Origin of the sequence: Rummeliibacillus pycnus, assembly GCF_050459865.1 — a bacterium.
Lineage (GTDB): Bacteria > Bacillota > Bacilli > Bacillales_A > Planococcaceae > Rummeliibacillus > Rummeliibacillus pycnus_B.
Genome location: NZ_JBCMNM010000042.1, coordinates 47,734 through 62,493, shown reverse-complemented (window position 1 = coordinate 62,493; position 14,760 = coordinate 47,734). Strand labels below are relative to the sequence as shown.

The following is a 14,760-nucleotide window of genomic DNA, read 5'->3' as shown; positions in this document are numbered from 1 at the left end:
ATTAGAAGGAGCGCGTGTATCCCCCTGACGAATTGGATGCGAACTCTTACTTTTTCGAACAAACACAAGGACATTCAAATACATAAAAATCGCACTTGCCTCATTATAATAAATAAATTTTTTGAATCGATTTACATCCTGAAAATTTAACGATATTTGAATTTACTGTAAATTTATATCTTTCGCTTTCACATGGTATATTAAAACTCTTAATATATTTTGAAAGTGATTTAGTTTATGAAAAAATTATATATTATTAATTTTATTATTTTAAAATGCTTATTTATTGCAGCTTCAGTCTATGGACTATGGTTATGGTTGCTATTTATCTACGTTAACCTTCCTTCAATTGAATCAAAAAATTCGTATATTATTACGTTTTTCAAGGCTATTATATTATATTCAGTAGTGATAGTAGCTGGAGTAATTCTGCTTTGGGGTATATTTTTACTTTGTCACTCATTTATTAATGGAATCTACATGTTAGTTTGCAAAGTATTTAAAATCAAAACGAACGACTTATTTTCATACAAGCAAACTGATAAAATAGATGCAAATGGAAAAATTTCAAAAACCTCTAAATTTGTTTTATTAACATCTCCTAAGATGAATAGTAAAGAGTTTGAAAAGCTATTTTATAAAATTTTTGGGGTTTGTGAAATATTGACTTTAATCATTTGCTTAACAGTAGCAGATAAAAGTCATTCTTTACTATTTGGTGGTATCTATTTTATAGAAATTAGTGTTTATTTCTCACTTATATTGATACTTATCTCCATTACTATAAAGGATACATTCCAATTTGATGTACCCCAAGTTGTTTCCAATAGCGAAAAACTTGATACTAAACCAGAAGAGCAAGTTGTCGAACAAAAGATTGAAAAAATTATTTTTACAAAGAAAGAATTAAACGAAGAATTTGCTAATATTGATTCTTTAGATGGCTATGCATTTGAAGAATATTTAGCAAATATCTTTAGTAAATTAGGTTTTATCTCATCAGTCACCCAAAAATCTGGGGATTATGGCGCTGACCTAATATTAGAGAAAGACAACATTTCAATAGTAGTTCAAGCGAAACGGTATAAGGGAAATATTGGAAACAGCGCTGTGCAAGAAATCTATGCTGCACAGGCGTATTATAAAGCAAATAAAGCTTGGGTAGTGACTAATAGCTACTTCACCGCAAACGCAATTCAATTAGCAAAGAATACTAACGTAATGTTAATCGATCGTGATGAACTAAAACTACTAGTATATAAAGCGATGACTACATAAAAAGATTATCAAATAAAGGCGATTTGAGAAGACCCAATCTTCTTTAATCGCCTTTTAATATTATTTTTATACTCTTCCTCACCTACTCCATTTGTTTTTTGCGTGAATAATTATTAGAAATTATTAAATGAATTAATTAAAAAGACCGCTGATTTTAGTACATCGAACGGTAAATTAGGTAGTTGGTCCCCTTGTGTTACATATGCACGAATTTGTTCATAAGTAACCTTCAATAGTGGTTTAATGATTATTTGGTTAAAGTAAAATACGACTTAACTAAAATTATGTGAAAATAACACATAATTTTGATTAAGTCGTATCGCTAATTTGCTATTTTGTTAAATTGAAGCTCGTATTATTTTAAACTTTTAGATAAAAAACTTGGCAAACACTATATCTTATTACCAATTTAAAATGCTAAAGCATTTAGTAGACTGTTAGGTTTACTAGATTCTAATATCGCTTGACTTAAAAATAGCTTATAGTTTCTAATACATACTTTCCATTTTGTAATTGGCTAAATTTCAAATAAACGTTGATTCTGTTCATTGGGCTATAGTTTTTTGGTTGGAAAGAAAACTCAAAAGTTGCAAATCCAGTACCAACATAAGAATCTTCATTTTTTATTTGAGATGTTGTGACTTTTTTTACAGCCTTAGAATAGCTTGCAATCTTTGCTTTTGAATTCGCTTTACGAGTACCTTTTACTTTATATTTGTAATTATCCAACGAATAACCATATCCAAGCATATAGTTAGTACTTGTTTTGGCAACTAAGTGTTTTTGCGCATATGCTTTAAAATTATCTGTTTTTCCGTCACCTAAAGAAGTACCGTAAATTTTGATTAGTTTTGCAGCTTCTGGTCTTAATTCGGTCATAACTGTTTTTGTTTTAAATTTCTTAGGTAAAGTGATTACTCCCTTTTTTGAAACTACCGGTGTAGTACTTGCTGTTTTAACCGTTTTACTTGTGGATGTAGCGCTACTTGCCGCTGAAGCACCTACTGTCCCAAATACTAAGCTACATGCAAGTACCATTGACATAACGATACCTTTTTTGAATTTCTTACTTCGTTGTTTCATAAAGTTCTTACCATCCTTTTCGTATTATCTTTTATCCAATTTTTATCATTGATAATTTATTTTACCATAATAAAACCCACTATTTACTTAACATCACTAAAACAGGATAAATTTACTGAATACGGATTATAAGATAGAAACATCTTCCTATCCATTTTTAAATTTTTACTAAATTTTTAGCTTTCACACATTAATTATTGACTATAAAATACCCCTTAATACCTAAGTAGTATTGTAGAAATCACGATAGATCAATAATCAATTGAAGATAAGTAACGCCCCGTTTCATATTCATACTATGACACATCCCCTACTCATTTAATAAATGCATTTTCTTTATCACACAAAATATGGAAATAATAAAAAGGACTGCATTCACAGCCCTTTTCATCATTATCAACCTTTACACGAATTTTCCCTGTAAGGAGTCGTTGCATTAAACCTTTTTTAGTACAAACTATATAAATAGCAAAATTCGCTTATTAATTGATCTTAAATCTATTTTTTCTATAAAACTTTCGCAATTGAAAGATATAAATCCAGTCGTATATGAAAGTAGCAATCGAAAGCATCATAATCAGATTCGTTCTAAAATAAATAAAAAATGCAATAGCAGCAAATAAGCTTCCTAACATTTTAAAAAACGCGATATAGATAGATTGACCGCTTAAGTTACCTCTACTTAATAATAGAGAAATAAATAGACCAGACATCATTAAATTTTGTGAAAAAGCAGCATATTTCCCTTCAACATCATTAAACTCAAATGTCATCGCAATTATGATAAGAAAACTGAGTACGAGAGTTATGAAAAATGACAAGTAAAAATACTCTACAGAAATCCCCTTCTTGATGTCCTTTCGTCCATAAATTAGAAATTGCATCAAAATAATAATATCCAGTAAAAACCAGATAAATGTTATGATTATTTGTGATCCTGAAGGAGGGAAAATGAATGTAAAAATAAATTCCCATGATATATTTGCACAAATGGCTACCATAGGCATTCCATAATTTTTATCTTGAAACCCACGTATAATTATTAGAATATAAGTTAGAATCCAAAATAGCCCAGTACTCAATTGTAAAATAGAAAGTAAGTCCCCCTGAATAAACGAAACCATCCCCCAATTTAAACAATCTTGATAATAAAAATTTATTCATTATCTAGATACTATATGAGTCGAAATCTGGTTTATGTTAGAACACTTATATTAGCATTTGTAATCGATGCTTCAATAATTTTAAACTTAAAAAATCACCAATTGAACGAAGAACCGGCGCCCACTGCTTGATTTACGCTTAAAGTCATATTAAGCACCTACTTATTTTCATTGTATTTTTATAACATTCATTAAATTAAATTTTGGTGATTCCCTCCATATAACTCAACTCAACTGCTTTTCATTAAACTTAACTCGCAACTCATTATTTACATTCAAAAATACGCGAGCTGTTTCATTTAATGATTGAGATATCACAATCTTTCCATTTATATCAAACGAAATTAAATGTTTATCAAACAATTCATCATGATTCGGGCAAAGTAATAATCCATTATTCACATCAAGTCGCTCCACATTTATCGAAGCGCTTCATGTTTTAATATGACTCGTAATTAGAACTCGCGGATCTGTTACACCACATAATGCACATTTACACTAACGATCGATCAGTAACTTTTTAAACTTTCCCTGGCCTATACGTGATTTGAATAAATGTTCTTTTTCAGTTTGTGTTATATGTGCTCACTGCCTTTGACTAAATGCAGCTATCGCTACATTCAGCCAAAGTTATAGTTTTCTTTAGTGTTATGTATAGATTAATATGAAAGTATACATCATTAGGGGTTGCTAAAATATGGAAAACGTTGTTTTTACGATACTCTCAATAATTGGATTAGCTGTTATGTGGTTTACTATATTTGGAAAGAAAAAAGATTTTAATAATCTTTATACAGGTGGTTCTTCAAGTTTAATTGAACTGATATTCGACGTTACCTTTAAGCTTTCTCCAATATTAATAAAAAGAATTCTCACATTTCTTATGGGGTTATTTTGTACGTTATTATTTATAATGTGTTTATATTTTTATAATTTTGGATAGTGATATTTTCGTCTACCAATTACATGCTATAATAAAAACATCAATCCTTTTTAAATTTTATTTATATTGAATTTATATTGAATTTATACAGAGCGTTTAATTACGCCCTAATTAGAAAGGATTTGATTGATGATGAAAAACATTAATGAAACATTCGAAGAAATTGGAAAAGAAATTAACAAATTAGAACCTGAAGCAAGGTGTATTCTTTTGAATAGAATTTCAATTGAATATTTCTGCATTGATAGACGTTCTAAAGCAGAAAAATTAAGAGAAGAACAATATCTAAAAAATAATATGTAATTCTTAGAGGGTAGCTTATTAGCTGCCTTTTTTAGTAGTAGTATAGATATAGCCTTGTCGATTTTTGTCGGATATTACCTTCTAAATATTTATAGTATTTAGAAGGTAATAAATATAAAGTTTTCTTTTTCTAAAATATCATTTACATCATATTCCCCTTTAGATAGGCTTTTATAAAAAGATTGTTTTCAGGAGGGCTTTTTTTGAAAAAGAAAATTGTTTTTTCGATTATTTTCTGTTTGATTCTTACAGTATTTTCTCCGAGTGTGTATTATAAAGAAAAAGAGGATTTTTCGGATAATATAAGCTTTGCAAATTCTGTAGAAAATAATAAAGAATTAGTAATTGGTTATCAAAAAGCTGATGCTTGGATAGCATTAGTAGGTAGATTAATTATACAAGGTGCAACAAAATTAATTAAAGTAGGTAGTAAAACTTTTAAAAAAGTACCAAAAGATAAAGTAGTGAATGCATTAAAACATTATAAAGGTACAACATTTAAAACCGGAACGAAAACTTATAAACTAACTAAGACAGATATGAAACATATGTTAGAAAGACATCACCCTAAATATTGGAATGGTTCTGAAAAAAAGAAACAGACGTATTATGATTCTCGATATTCTATAAAAGATATTGAAAACGTTGCTATCACTGTTGCTAAGAAAAATAAGAAGAAATTATCTGAAATTTCGGCTAATGCTTCTGGACAAGTTAAAGCAAAAGTTGACGGTATTGAATGGGTATTAGGAGTGAAAAACGGACATATTCATCAGCTATATCCTGTGAAAAAATAAAGGAGAATTATTAAATGAAAATCAAAACTTATATATATATTCGAGAAGAAGATAAGTTTATAAATATTAAGAAAAAAGAAGAAATAAAAGAAATTATTGCTATAAAAAAAGATGTTTTTGAAGATGGGTTATTAAATTTAGATGGTGTTATTGTATTTGAAAACGGTGTTCATGGAAAAATTGAAGATTTTGAAGCATATGATGATATTGATTCATTATGGTATTTTTATAAAAATGCATTAGAAAATTTCTTAGAAAATGGAGAAGGTGAAATTTATTTCCCTAATACACCTATCGAAATTAAGTTTGAAAAGAAAAATAAAAGTAATTTACTCTTATCAGTAGATGAACAGCTATTAGTTAGCGAAACTAAAGAATTTATTGAAGCATTCTATGAAAAAGGAAATGAGTTTGCGTATTTTCTAGATTATATTTCAGATTACACTTATAAAAGTGATTTTAGAAGAGATTTAGAAAAGCTAAAAAAATATAGATAGCATTGTAAGAAGAGAACGCTCATTAATTTAAGTGTAAAAAAGGCTAACCATTATTGGAAGCCTTTTTTCTTCGCTTATTGCTGACACTTGCCTATTTAAGTTTTTTATTCCAATTTTTAATTACTACTATTTCTTCTTTTAAATCATCGGAATATTGCCCTTCACTTATATAATCAGTGAATTCAATGAATTTGATTGCAACATCATAAAATTCTTCTAGAAATTCTTTTTGATCACAAATTATAATTTGATTTTCTAAAGATAACATCAAATCTTTTTTTGATTTTTTCAAATTTTATTTCTAAATGTTAACTTGGATAATAAGCTTCCCTATATCCTTCTTTTAAGTAATCTATTAAAGCATTTTTATTAAATACTTAAGGATTCATCTACTATACCTTGTGTTTCTTCAACTTCACCCTGCTCTTTCTTCGGTTTCCAAACAGATAAAATTGCTAAAGCTAAGCTCACAATTGCAATCCACGCTAAGACTATAGTTGATGTATTCCAACTTATTGAATCATCAAAGAAGAATAGTTGGCGTAATCCTTCGATCATAAAGCGCATTGGCATCCAAGGATATATCCAGTCCTTATAGAAGGTTGGCATTACTTCTGGTGTCATTTGTAGTAAAGGAATACCGAAGAATAATAACAATACAAATATCGGAATACCCGCAAATCCAATCCAGCTTAAAACAGCGAATATCATTAATGTGAAGCTACAACTTGCTAAAGTTAAAAATAGCGCTGTATCCATAAAACTTGGAAACTCATAATCTAGTATAGATGATGCCACCCAAGTTAGACCAAATCCAGCTACAACACCAATCAACAAGCTAACCAATAGCTGAAGTAATCGTGCTTTCAATTTTTCTTTTTGATTGTTAAAGTTACGTTTTTGCATTGAAAGATAGATAAAAACTGCTCCTATTAGACTACCAAACCAAAGTGGTTGGAACAGAGATAAAGGTGCATTACTTAATGTACCCGTTGGATGAATCATTGTTGTTGTTTTTGTAATCGGTGTTGTTAAAATTTTAGCCTGTTCTACTGATAATTTTGCATTCTTTGCTTGTAATGCACTTAATATTTCTGCACTCATTTTTCCGTTAATTTTATCAACTATGCCGTTTAAAGCTTGACTTACTACATTTGCTATATTGGCGTTTTTCCCTTGATTCACCAATAGTTTAATTTCTGGGGAAACAGGTGACTTTGTTTGTAAAGACATGTATTTTTCACTAAAATCCGATGGAATGACGATTGCCCCATAATAGCTTTGATCATTCATTCCTTTTTGCATTTCCTCTTGATCTTTTAGGTTCACCCATTTAATCATTGGCTCGTCATTCGTTTTTTTCTTTTCAGATGCTTGCTGAATCCCTTTCAAAATGGTTTCACCCACATTATTCTTTCCTACTCCCTGATCTTCGTTGACAACCGCAATTTTCAAGTTTTTAGGTGTCTGATGAGCAGCGGGGATTTGCGTACAACTAAAGATAAAAATCAGGAGCAACGCAACTATTGGCGCAAGTATTAAAAATTTTTGGTTCTTCATCAAATCTCTCCTTTCCAGATAATGAACATGGTGTTCATTTACAAACACACTGTTTATTATATTCAAGATAGTGTAATATACAATAAACAATAAAAATCACCTTGTTGATTTTTAAACACTTATATAATATATGTTCATTATCTAGTGATTTAGGAGATGTTTTTATGACTCAATCCAAACAAGATCGTCGAATACTAAAAACAAAAAGTGAAATTAAACAAGCATTGACAGAGTTAATGGAAGAGAAGCGTTTTGAAGCGATAACCGTTCGAGATTTAACGGAAAGAGCGAATATTAACCGAGGTACATTTTACTTACACTATCAGGACAAATATGACTTATTGGAACAATGTGAAGACGAAGTCATAAAAAACATTTTGGAGACTGTACGTGACGTACAGGTTTACGATTTAGAAATACTAATCGCAAACGAAAAACCATTTCCGTTTATCGTCAAAATTTTAGAATATATCCAAGAAAATGCTGGCTTTATAAGAGCCATTCTAGGACCAAATGGGGACCCATCATTTCAGGAAAAATTAAAAGAAGTCATGATTCAAAACTTCTTCTTTAAAAAGTTAAATAATCCTTCAACAACTGTACCTATTGAAATTTTGACAACTTATATTTCGTCTGCTCATATAGGAGTAATTCAACAATGGTTAAACACTGGGATGAAACAATCCCCAGAAGAAATGGCCACTATTCTTTTTAGAATCATCTCAAAGGGTCCCATTCAAGTAATCGGTATTGGTAATCATGTACATGAAAAGTAAATGTTTTATTTTTTTATATAGTGGATAATAGGAATTATGTGTGGCTTTCAAATGGCTTGGAATTGAAACAAGTTTCCAGCTTAAATTGTCCTTATGGGTTGTAAAAGGCTATCCTTGTAGGATGCCTTTTTCTTCTCTTACAGTTTTCAAGCTAATTATTTAATTAGTTTTTTTATAACATTTGACAACAAAGGTCATTTTATTTAACATAAACTTAAAATATTTTAATTAAATTTTTTTAAGTTTATTACAGAAAGGAGAAAATAATGAGATGAATGAACTCTTTGAAGATTTGTATATGAAAATTACTATGAATTTTTATAAAAAGACCGCTCACGGCCAAGTTGAGATTGAAAATTTAAGTGCTGTAGAAATGGCATGCCTTGAAGTCGTATTTTTCTTAAAAAAACCTACCTATAGCGAGCTTGCAGAGTTTTTTAATATATCACAACCGAATGCAACTTATAGAATCAACAAATTGATAAAAAAAGGATATCTTACAAAATTCAATGACGAAAAAGATAAACGTGTATATTACCTCCAAGTAACAGATAAATTTATGGAGTATTACTCTCTTAATGATAATTATATTAATAATATAATTACAAATTTGAAAAAAAGATGTACCGCAGAGGAAATAGAACAATTTGAAAGAATGTTAAAAATACTAATAAAAGAAGCTATGGAATAATTACAAATTGAATTAAAATTTGCAGAATAGGATGAGCAAAACAGTTAAAACGTTTATTTTTACAAAACACAAATTAATTCAAATTAATTTGGAACCCATTCTATGTAAAAAATCAGAAGCCTCTTAGACAGTATTTTGAAGAGGTATTTCACATTAATGCTTCTTATAGAAAGAGATGTTGATATATGAAGAAAACAATAAAAGAACAAAAGTCGATATTAATTATTCTTCTAAGCAATATATTCATTGCATTTCTCGGAGTTGGTCTCATCATTCCAGTTATGCCATCATTTATGAATATCATGCATTTATCAGGAAAAACGATGGGTTATCTTATGGCCACATTTGCGGTGGCACAACTACTTATGTCACCACTCGCTGGTCGTTGGGTTGACCGTTATGGCAGGAAGAACATCATCATAATCGGTTTATTCCTTTTTGGTATTTCAGAACTTATCTTTGGTTTAGGCACGCAAGTATGGGTGCTTTATCTATCAAGAATGTTAGGGGGAATTAGTGCCGCCTTTATTATACCAGGTGTTACTGCATATGTTGCAGATATTACATCCGTTCAGGAACGACCAAAAGCGATGGGCTATATTTCTGCCGCTATTAGTACTGGCTTTATTATAGGACCTGGCTTGGGTGGCTTTATTGCAGAATACGGTATTCGCGTACCCTTCTTCTTTGCGGCAGCCATTGCCTTTTTAGCATGCATTTCATCATTATTTATTTTAAAAGAGCCGCTAACAAAGGAACAGCTTGCAGAAATTTCTGCTAAAACAAAGCAAATAAACTTTATAAACGATATAAAAAAATCACTTAATCCACTTTATTTCATTCCATTTATCATTGTATTTGTACTCGCCTTCGGTTTATCTGCATATGAAACTGTTTTTAGCCTATTTTCTGATCATAAATTCGGCTTCACGCCGAAGGACATCGCAGCCATTATTACAATAAGCTCAATCTTCGGTGTTATTGTGCAAATATTTATGTTTGGAAAAATGGTAGATAAACTCGGTGAAAAGAAATTGATCCAGATATGTTTAATTACAGGTGCAATATTGGCGGTTACGTCAACCGTAATCTCTGGCTTTTGGGTAGTGTTGGTTGTAACTTCCTTTATCTTCCTCGCATTTGACTTGCTACGTCCGGCATTAACGACATTTTTATCAAAAACTGCCGGTAAAGAACAAGGATTTATTGCCGGAATGAACTCAACCTATACGAGCTTAGGTAATATCATCGGGCCTACAATAGGCGGAATACTATTTGACGTAAACATCCACTATCCTTACCTTTTCGCAGCTGTTATTATGGTCATTGGCCTCGGTATTACATTTGTTTGGAAAGAAAAACGATTGACAGAAAACTTAGTGGAATAATTAGAAAAATTCGGGAAGAAAAGGTCTAGGGTTATTAAAATAAGAACAAACATAAAACAGAGTTAATAAAAAACATCCTAATTTATTTAGGAGTGTTTTTTATTAAAATCTTGAAAACTATCAAAAATATTACTGATCCTACAAAAGAATCAATAATAGCAGTAACCAATTCTCTCTTTAAAACAAAATAAAATCCTAAAAATGAAATAACTAGATATATTATTATTACTTTTAACAAAAAATTCATGTGGATTCTTCTCCTTATAAGTTTTTAAAAATTCAACAACCTTGCACCTCTCACTTCAGGTGACTGCCCCCAAAACAAATAATAAAGGTGCCAGGTACTCAAACAGATAAATGTCGTAATTTCTGTGAGTGCCTGGCAACATAATCTAACGTATCAATTTGAAGGAGGCGTTTTTCTTATGCTAACTAACAAAATTCTTCCGACTGTATACTTTTCCAGTCTTCTTTCTTTAAAACATAGTGGTTGAACTGTTCTCCATCTATTTCTGCATTCCCTTTCAGATGAAATCCGCATTTTTGAATAACTTTATTAGAGCTACCATTATGTAGGAGAACAACCGCATTAATGAGTTTCACATTTGTATGCTGAAATAAATATTGGATTAATCCTTTTACAGCTTTTGTTGTATAGCCCTTGTTTCGGTAATGCTTTGAAATTGCATATGCAACTTCTCGGTTTGATCCACTTAATTCTTTCTTTATCCCTGAAGTACAAAAACCAATAAATTCACTTGTTTCTTTTAAGATTATCCCAAGTCTTATAATTTCCTGATTGAGATTCGGAACAGCAGCTAAAAACGCTTTATTATCAGGAATATCTTCGTTTATAGTCCAATCTAAGCGCTGTTCTCTAGTGGATTTCCAATCTGGTAAAAACTCAGCGACTTCATGTTGAGATGTAATTTCAACGATTGCATCCACATCCTCTTCACAAAATTCCCTTAAGTAAAATTCACCACAATCAATTGTGAATAGTTTATTTTCTTTCAACTGCAGACAACTCCTCTATTTCTTACCCTTTCGGCATCTTGCTCATATCCATATACAATACATTCCAGCGGTGACCATCCAAATCAGCAAAGCCGCATCCGTACATCCAACCTTGGTTCTCTGAGGGATCACCAAAAATTGTTCCTCCAGCCTGCACTGCCCTCTTTGCTATTTCATCTACTTCTTCTTTACTCTCTGCATCAATGGAAAATAATACTTCAGTAGCTTGTTTTGTATCGACTATTTCTTGTTTGGTAAAATTTTCGAAAGTGGAAACAGGAAAAAGCATTACGGTAGCATTATTATCTCCGATGACTAATTGCACTTGATCGCTATTGCCAAGTGGTGTATTGGTCGAAAATCCAAGTTTGCTGTAAAACTCTTTTGATTTATTTGTATCTTTAACTGGCAAGTTGATCCAAAATTGTTTTGTCATAGTTATTTCTCCTTTTTAAATTAATTCTACTCTCCCATACATTCTTCAGTAAGGTATAAAACACCTTCTTCCACTAACCTGCCCTCTGGTTCTTTTTCTTTTGAGTATCTATACACCATTAAATTGAATGTTTAATGATAAAGATAACATACTCTTGTCCCCATTAGTAAAAGCATCTCCAAGAAATAGTTAGGTAACTCAAACCAAATTCCTTTAAAGATGCTTTTTTATTTTGTCTAACCCACTGGGGTCAGTTCAAACCAATTCCATTGCATTTTTGTATGCTAATTTAACGATGATATTCTTACTTATTGTTTTGCTAAATCGGTCACGAATTCAGATTATATACTTCAAAACCGAACCTATCCGTTAACCTTAGAGGACGCCTTTTCTTCGCTTATCGTTGATACTTACCAAAACTAATTAAAATTTCAATCAATATATTTTTTTAATTTCTTTATACTTTTTTTAAAATTATCATCATATTTACCATCTGTAATAAAAATTCTTAATTCAATAAATTTATTACTTGCTTTATAAAATTCTTTTAAAAAAATATCTATGTCACACACCAGTATTTGATCTTCTAAAGATAATATTAATTCCTTTTTTGATTTCTTTTCTAATGTAATTTCTAATGGCAAATCGGGATAATAAACCTGTCCGTATCCTTCATCTAAAAAATCAAAAAGAACATTCGTATAATAATGCCAAAGCGTATTAATACTGTCTAAATTATCGAAGTCTGCTATACTTTCATTTTTATGTTTAAACGTAATCGTTCCATCTAATATCAATAAATCTTCTACAATTAAATCCTCTTTACTATCTGTAAAACGCTTTATTTCATCTTGTCCATCCAAAGGAACACAAATATCCTTATCTTCCAATAAAATATAGGTTTCTATTTTCATTTATTAAAAAACTCCTTATAGATTTAGTTCATATTATATCTATTTTGGAAAAATAAAGAATAGAATTTCAATAAAAAAGTAAATTTTTACCACATAATTTTCTTATAAAACTTAGTTGGTTGAAGATAAAGTTAAGATTTATAGAAAAGAAAAAGTACCTTAAGTGTAACAAATATTCTTATTTATTTTTATGCAATCTGATTAGTATAATGTAAATATAAATAAAGGAGGGGGCAATGGTGTTAACAGGAATCTATTGGTTATTGGCTGTTGTGATTATTATTGCATTGATTTTTACGCTGACAAATGGATTGCATGATGCGAGTTCAGTTGTTGCTACGATGATTGCTTGCAAAGCTGCTAGTCCTGTTCAAGCGGTGCTGATTGTTGCGATTTTCGGATCACTAGGTGTTATTTTTAGTGGAAATCAAGTTGCTGATACTGTGTCAGCAATCGTTAAACTCTCTCCAGGGATTCATCTTATACATATATTAATCGCGTCTATTTTCGGTGCGGTAGTTTGGAATCTCATTACTTGGAAAATCGGCATTCCTTCCAGTTCAACTCATGCTCTTATCGGAGGTCTTGTTGGAGCTGCTTGGATTGCAAATGGACCTAGTAGCATTTTATGGGGAGTTTCGGAGCTCTTTTCAGGCAATCACCAGTTGGTAGGGATTATGAAGGTTATCGTTTCACTGATTCTTTCCCCTGTCCTGGGTTTCGTCATTGCATATGTAATTCAAAAAATATCTGCTCTGTTGTTAAGAAATGCTAAGTTCAGCATTAATGGTACGATCAATAAGCTGCAGTGGATTGTGGCAGCTGCTCTGGCATTTAGCCACGGATCAAATGATTCTCAGAAAATAACCGGGTTGATTTCACTGGCACTTATATCTGCCGGAATCGTGAATTCTCATGGTGTTCCACTTCTCATTAAATTAGCAGTAGGCTTGGTCATGTTCATAGGTACTGCTTTAGGTGGATGGAAAATCATGAAGACGATTGGAAACAAAATATATGATCTCAGACCAATTCATAGCTTAAATTCAATGCTCTCTTCAGGAACTTCTATCCTACTCGCTACTTTTACTGGTGCACCCGTTTCCACAACACATGTGGTTGTCGGTGGTATTATGGGGGTTGGTTCAGCAGACGAATATCGTATGGTAAACTGGAACATTGGTAAAGAAATAGTTACAGCATGGTTTATCACCATCCCGTGTTCTGCCATAGCTGCTGCTATTGTCTACTTTTTAATGAATGGGAGGATTTTTTAATGAGTGATAATAATTTTTTGGATAAAATATTCCCAAAAAAGTATGATTTCTATTCCATGCTTTTGAATCAAAGCAAAACAAATTATCAAATCATTGATTCATTGAACGGATGGATTAAGGACAAAGGTGAATCCGATTCTCTTGATTTATTCAATAAGAAAAAGGAAGCGGATACTATACGTTTTCAGCTTGAGCATGACCTTGTAGAAGCATTTGCAACTCCCTTTGATAGACAGGATCTTTATTCTATTTCTGTGTCGATGAACAAAATTAGTGACTGCTCCATATCTATTTTTAAGACAATTAAGGCTTTAAACATCGATGCGGACTCTACAATCATAGGAATTACTAGTTTATTAAGTCAGGGAGCCTTAGAACTCAGTGACGCAATATTAATTTTGGAGAAAAAACCTGATGAATGCCAAAGCAGAATTGCAGAAATCAGAATTGCTCAACAATCGATGGAAGATATCTATATTTCAGGACTGGCAGAGCTCTTTACAAACAATGATTCTATTACCATCTTAAAATATAAAGAAGTATATGATGTTCTAAAAGAAGCAGCTATTTTATTGGGGGATACGGTGGATATTTACCATAGGATCTGCGTTAGGATGATATAAAAAGCTATTGAAAA

General features: G+C 31.1%; 16 protein-coding genes. 9 read left to right on the top strand and 7 right to left on the bottom strand.

Features of this window, described 5'->3' with window-relative positions; genetic code table 11:
* Positions 1-237 precede the first annotated feature (237 nt).
* Positions 238-1,278 (top strand): restriction endonuclease, encoded by a 1,041-nt coding sequence (locus ABE048_RS10320; protein ID WP_430311135.1) that lies wholly within the window; start codon positions 238-240, stop codon positions 1,276-1,278.
* A 468-nt stretch (positions 1,279-1,746) separates the two neighbouring features.
* Here ABE048_RS10320 and ABE048_RS10315 read toward each other — a convergent pair whose 3' ends face one another.
* Both ABE048_RS10315 and ABE048_RS10310 read right to left on the bottom strand, forming a co-directional pair.
* Positions 1,747-2,361, bottom strand: a complete 615-nt coding sequence (locus ABE048_RS10315) for a hypothetical protein (RefSeq protein WP_430311133.1) — start codon at positions 2,359-2,361, stop codon at positions 1,747-1,749.
* 1,388 nt (positions 2,362-3,749) lie between these two features.
* The gene (locus ABE048_RS10310) at positions 3,750-3,926 is read right to left on the bottom strand and encodes an HNH endonuclease (protein ID WP_430311131.1); all 177 of its coding nucleotides are present in this window, start codon (positions 3,924-3,926) and stop codon (positions 3,750-3,752) included.
* 670 nt (positions 3,927-4,596) lie between these two features.
* On the opposite strand from ABE048_RS10310, the gene ABE048_RS10305 reads away from it, so the two are divergent.
* The 3 genes from ABE048_RS10305 (at position 4,597) to ABE048_RS10295 (ending at position 6,064) form a co-directional block, all read left to right on the top strand.
* The gene (locus ABE048_RS10305) at positions 4,597-4,770 is read left to right on the top strand and encodes a hypothetical protein (protein ID WP_430311130.1); all 174 of its coding nucleotides are present in this window, start codon (positions 4,597-4,599) and stop codon (positions 4,768-4,770) included.
* Between the two features lie 203 nt (positions 4,771-4,973).
* A complete protein-coding gene (locus ABE048_RS10300; protein ID WP_430311128.1) occupies positions 4,974-5,567 on the top strand; it encodes a hypothetical protein in 594 nt (197 codons plus the stop codon).
* Between the two features lie 14 nt (positions 5,568-5,581).
* Complete coding sequence (locus tag ABE048_RS10295) at positions 5,582-6,064, top strand: hypothetical protein (protein WP_430311126.1); 483 nt, start codon at positions 5,582-5,584, stop codon at positions 6,062-6,064.
* 91 nt (positions 6,065-6,155) lie between these two features.
* On the opposite strand, the gene ABE048_RS10290 is transcribed toward ABE048_RS10295, so the two are convergent.
* Together ABE048_RS10290 and ABE048_RS10285 are read right to left on the bottom strand one after the other, a co-directional pair.
* Complete coding sequence (locus ABE048_RS10290; protein WP_430311124.1) at positions 6,156-6,356, bottom strand: hypothetical protein; 201 nt, start codon at positions 6,354-6,356, stop codon at positions 6,156-6,158.
* Positions 6,357-6,433: 77 nt separating this feature from the next.
* Entirely contained in the window at positions 6,434-7,624 is a 1,191-nt protein-coding gene (locus ABE048_RS10285; protein WP_430311122.1) for a YhgE/Pip domain-containing protein, read from the bottom strand.
* A gap of 164 nt (positions 7,625-7,788) precedes the next feature.
* Here ABE048_RS10285 and ABE048_RS10280 point away from each other — a divergent pair, with 164 nt between their 5' ends.
* From ABE048_RS10280 to ABE048_RS10270, 3 genes are all read left to right on the top strand, one after another.
* A complete protein-coding gene (locus tag ABE048_RS10280; protein ID WP_430311120.1) occupies positions 7,789-8,400 on the top strand; it encodes a TetR/AcrR family transcriptional regulator in 612 nt (203 codons plus the stop codon).
* 271 nt (positions 8,401-8,671) lie between these two features.
* Complete coding sequence (locus tag ABE048_RS10275) at positions 8,672-9,091, top strand: MarR family winged helix-turn-helix transcriptional regulator (protein ID WP_430311118.1); 420 nt, start codon at positions 8,672-8,674, stop codon at positions 9,089-9,091.
* A gap of 185 nt (positions 9,092-9,276) precedes the next feature.
* Positions 9,277-10,479 (top strand): MFS transporter, encoded by a 1,203-nt coding sequence (locus tag ABE048_RS10270; protein ID WP_430311116.1) that lies wholly within the window; start codon positions 9,277-9,279, stop codon positions 10,477-10,479.
* Between the two features lie 432 nt (positions 10,480-10,911).
* On the opposite strand, the gene ABE048_RS10265 is transcribed toward ABE048_RS10270, so the two are convergent.
* The 3 genes from ABE048_RS10265 to ABE048_RS10255 all read right to left on the bottom strand — a co-directional run bounded on the left by ABE048_RS10265 (position 10,912) and on the right by ABE048_RS10255 (position 12,846).
* Positions 10,912-11,496, bottom strand: coding sequence for a GNAT family N-acetyltransferase (locus ABE048_RS10265; RefSeq protein ID WP_430311114.1), 585 nt, complete (start codon positions 11,494-11,496; stop codon positions 10,912-10,914).
* A gap of 22 nt (positions 11,497-11,518) precedes the next feature.
* A complete protein-coding gene (locus ABE048_RS10260; RefSeq protein ID WP_430311113.1) occupies positions 11,519-11,932 on the bottom strand; it encodes a VOC family protein in 414 nt (137 codons plus the stop codon).
* A gap of 431 nt (positions 11,933-12,363) precedes the next feature.
* On the bottom strand, positions 12,364-12,846 hold the full coding sequence (locus ABE048_RS10255; protein WP_430311112.1) for a hypothetical protein: 483 nt from the start codon (positions 12,844-12,846) through the stop codon (positions 12,364-12,366).
* A 239-nt stretch (positions 12,847-13,085) separates the two neighbouring features.
* Here ABE048_RS10255 and ABE048_RS10250 point away from each other — a divergent pair, with 239 nt between their 5' ends.
* Together ABE048_RS10250 and ABE048_RS10245 are read left to right on the top strand one after the other, a co-directional pair.
* Positions 13,086-14,123 carry an inorganic phosphate transporter gene (locus ABE048_RS10250; protein ID WP_430311111.1) on the top strand — a complete coding sequence of 346 codons (1,038 nt, stop codon included), beginning with the start codon at positions 13,086-13,088 and terminating at the stop codon, positions 14,121-14,123.
* Complete coding sequence (locus tag ABE048_RS10245; protein WP_430311109.1) at positions 14,123-14,746, top strand: DUF47 domain-containing protein; 624 nt, start codon at positions 14,123-14,125, stop codon at positions 14,744-14,746. The genes ABE048_RS10250 and ABE048_RS10245 overlap by 1 nt, the downstream gene beginning before the upstream one ends.
* Positions 14,747-14,760: the final 14 nt, after the last annotated feature.

What these genes read in the sequence shown, in the direction of transcription:
- ABE048_RS10320 (WP_430311135.1), top strand. Translation starts at nt 238, where the DNA reads ATGAAAAAATTATATATTATTAATTTTATTATTTTAAAATGCTTATTT.
- ABE048_RS10315 (WP_430311133.1), bottom strand. Translation starts at nt 2,361, where the DNA reads ATGAAACAACGAAGTAAGAAATTCAAAAAAGGTATCGTTATGTCAATG.
- ABE048_RS10305 (WP_430311130.1), top strand. Translation starts at nt 4,597, where the DNA reads ATGATGAAAAACATTAATGAAACATTCGAAGAAATTGGAAAAGAAATT.
- ABE048_RS10295 (WP_430311126.1), top strand. Translation starts at nt 5,582, where the DNA reads ATGAAAATCAAAACTTATATATATATTCGAGAAGAAGATAAGTTTATA.
- ABE048_RS10285 (WP_430311122.1), bottom strand. Translation starts at nt 7,624, where the DNA reads ATGAAGAACCAAAAATTTTTAATACTTGCGCCAATAGTTGCGTTGCTC.
- ABE048_RS10280 (WP_430311120.1), top strand. Translation starts at nt 7,789, where the DNA reads ATGACTCAATCCAAACAAGATCGTCGAATACTAAAAACAAAAAGTGAA.
- ABE048_RS10275 (WP_430311118.1), top strand. Translation starts at nt 8,672, where the DNA reads ATGAATGAACTCTTTGAAGATTTGTATATGAAAATTACTATGAATTTT.
- ABE048_RS10270 (WP_430311116.1), top strand. Translation starts at nt 9,277, where the DNA reads ATGAAGAAAACAATAAAAGAACAAAAGTCGATATTAATTATTCTTCTA.
- ABE048_RS10260 (WP_430311113.1), bottom strand. Translation starts at nt 11,932, where the DNA reads ATGACAAAACAATTTTGGATCAACTTGCCAGTTAAAGATACAAATAAA.
- ABE048_RS10255 (WP_430311112.1), bottom strand. Translation starts at nt 12,846, where the DNA reads ATGAAAATAGAAACCTATATTTTATTGGAAGATAAGGATATTTGTGTT.
- ABE048_RS10245 (WP_430311109.1), top strand. Translation starts at nt 14,123, where the DNA reads ATGAGTGATAATAATTTTTTGGATAAAATATTCCCAAAAAAGTATGAT.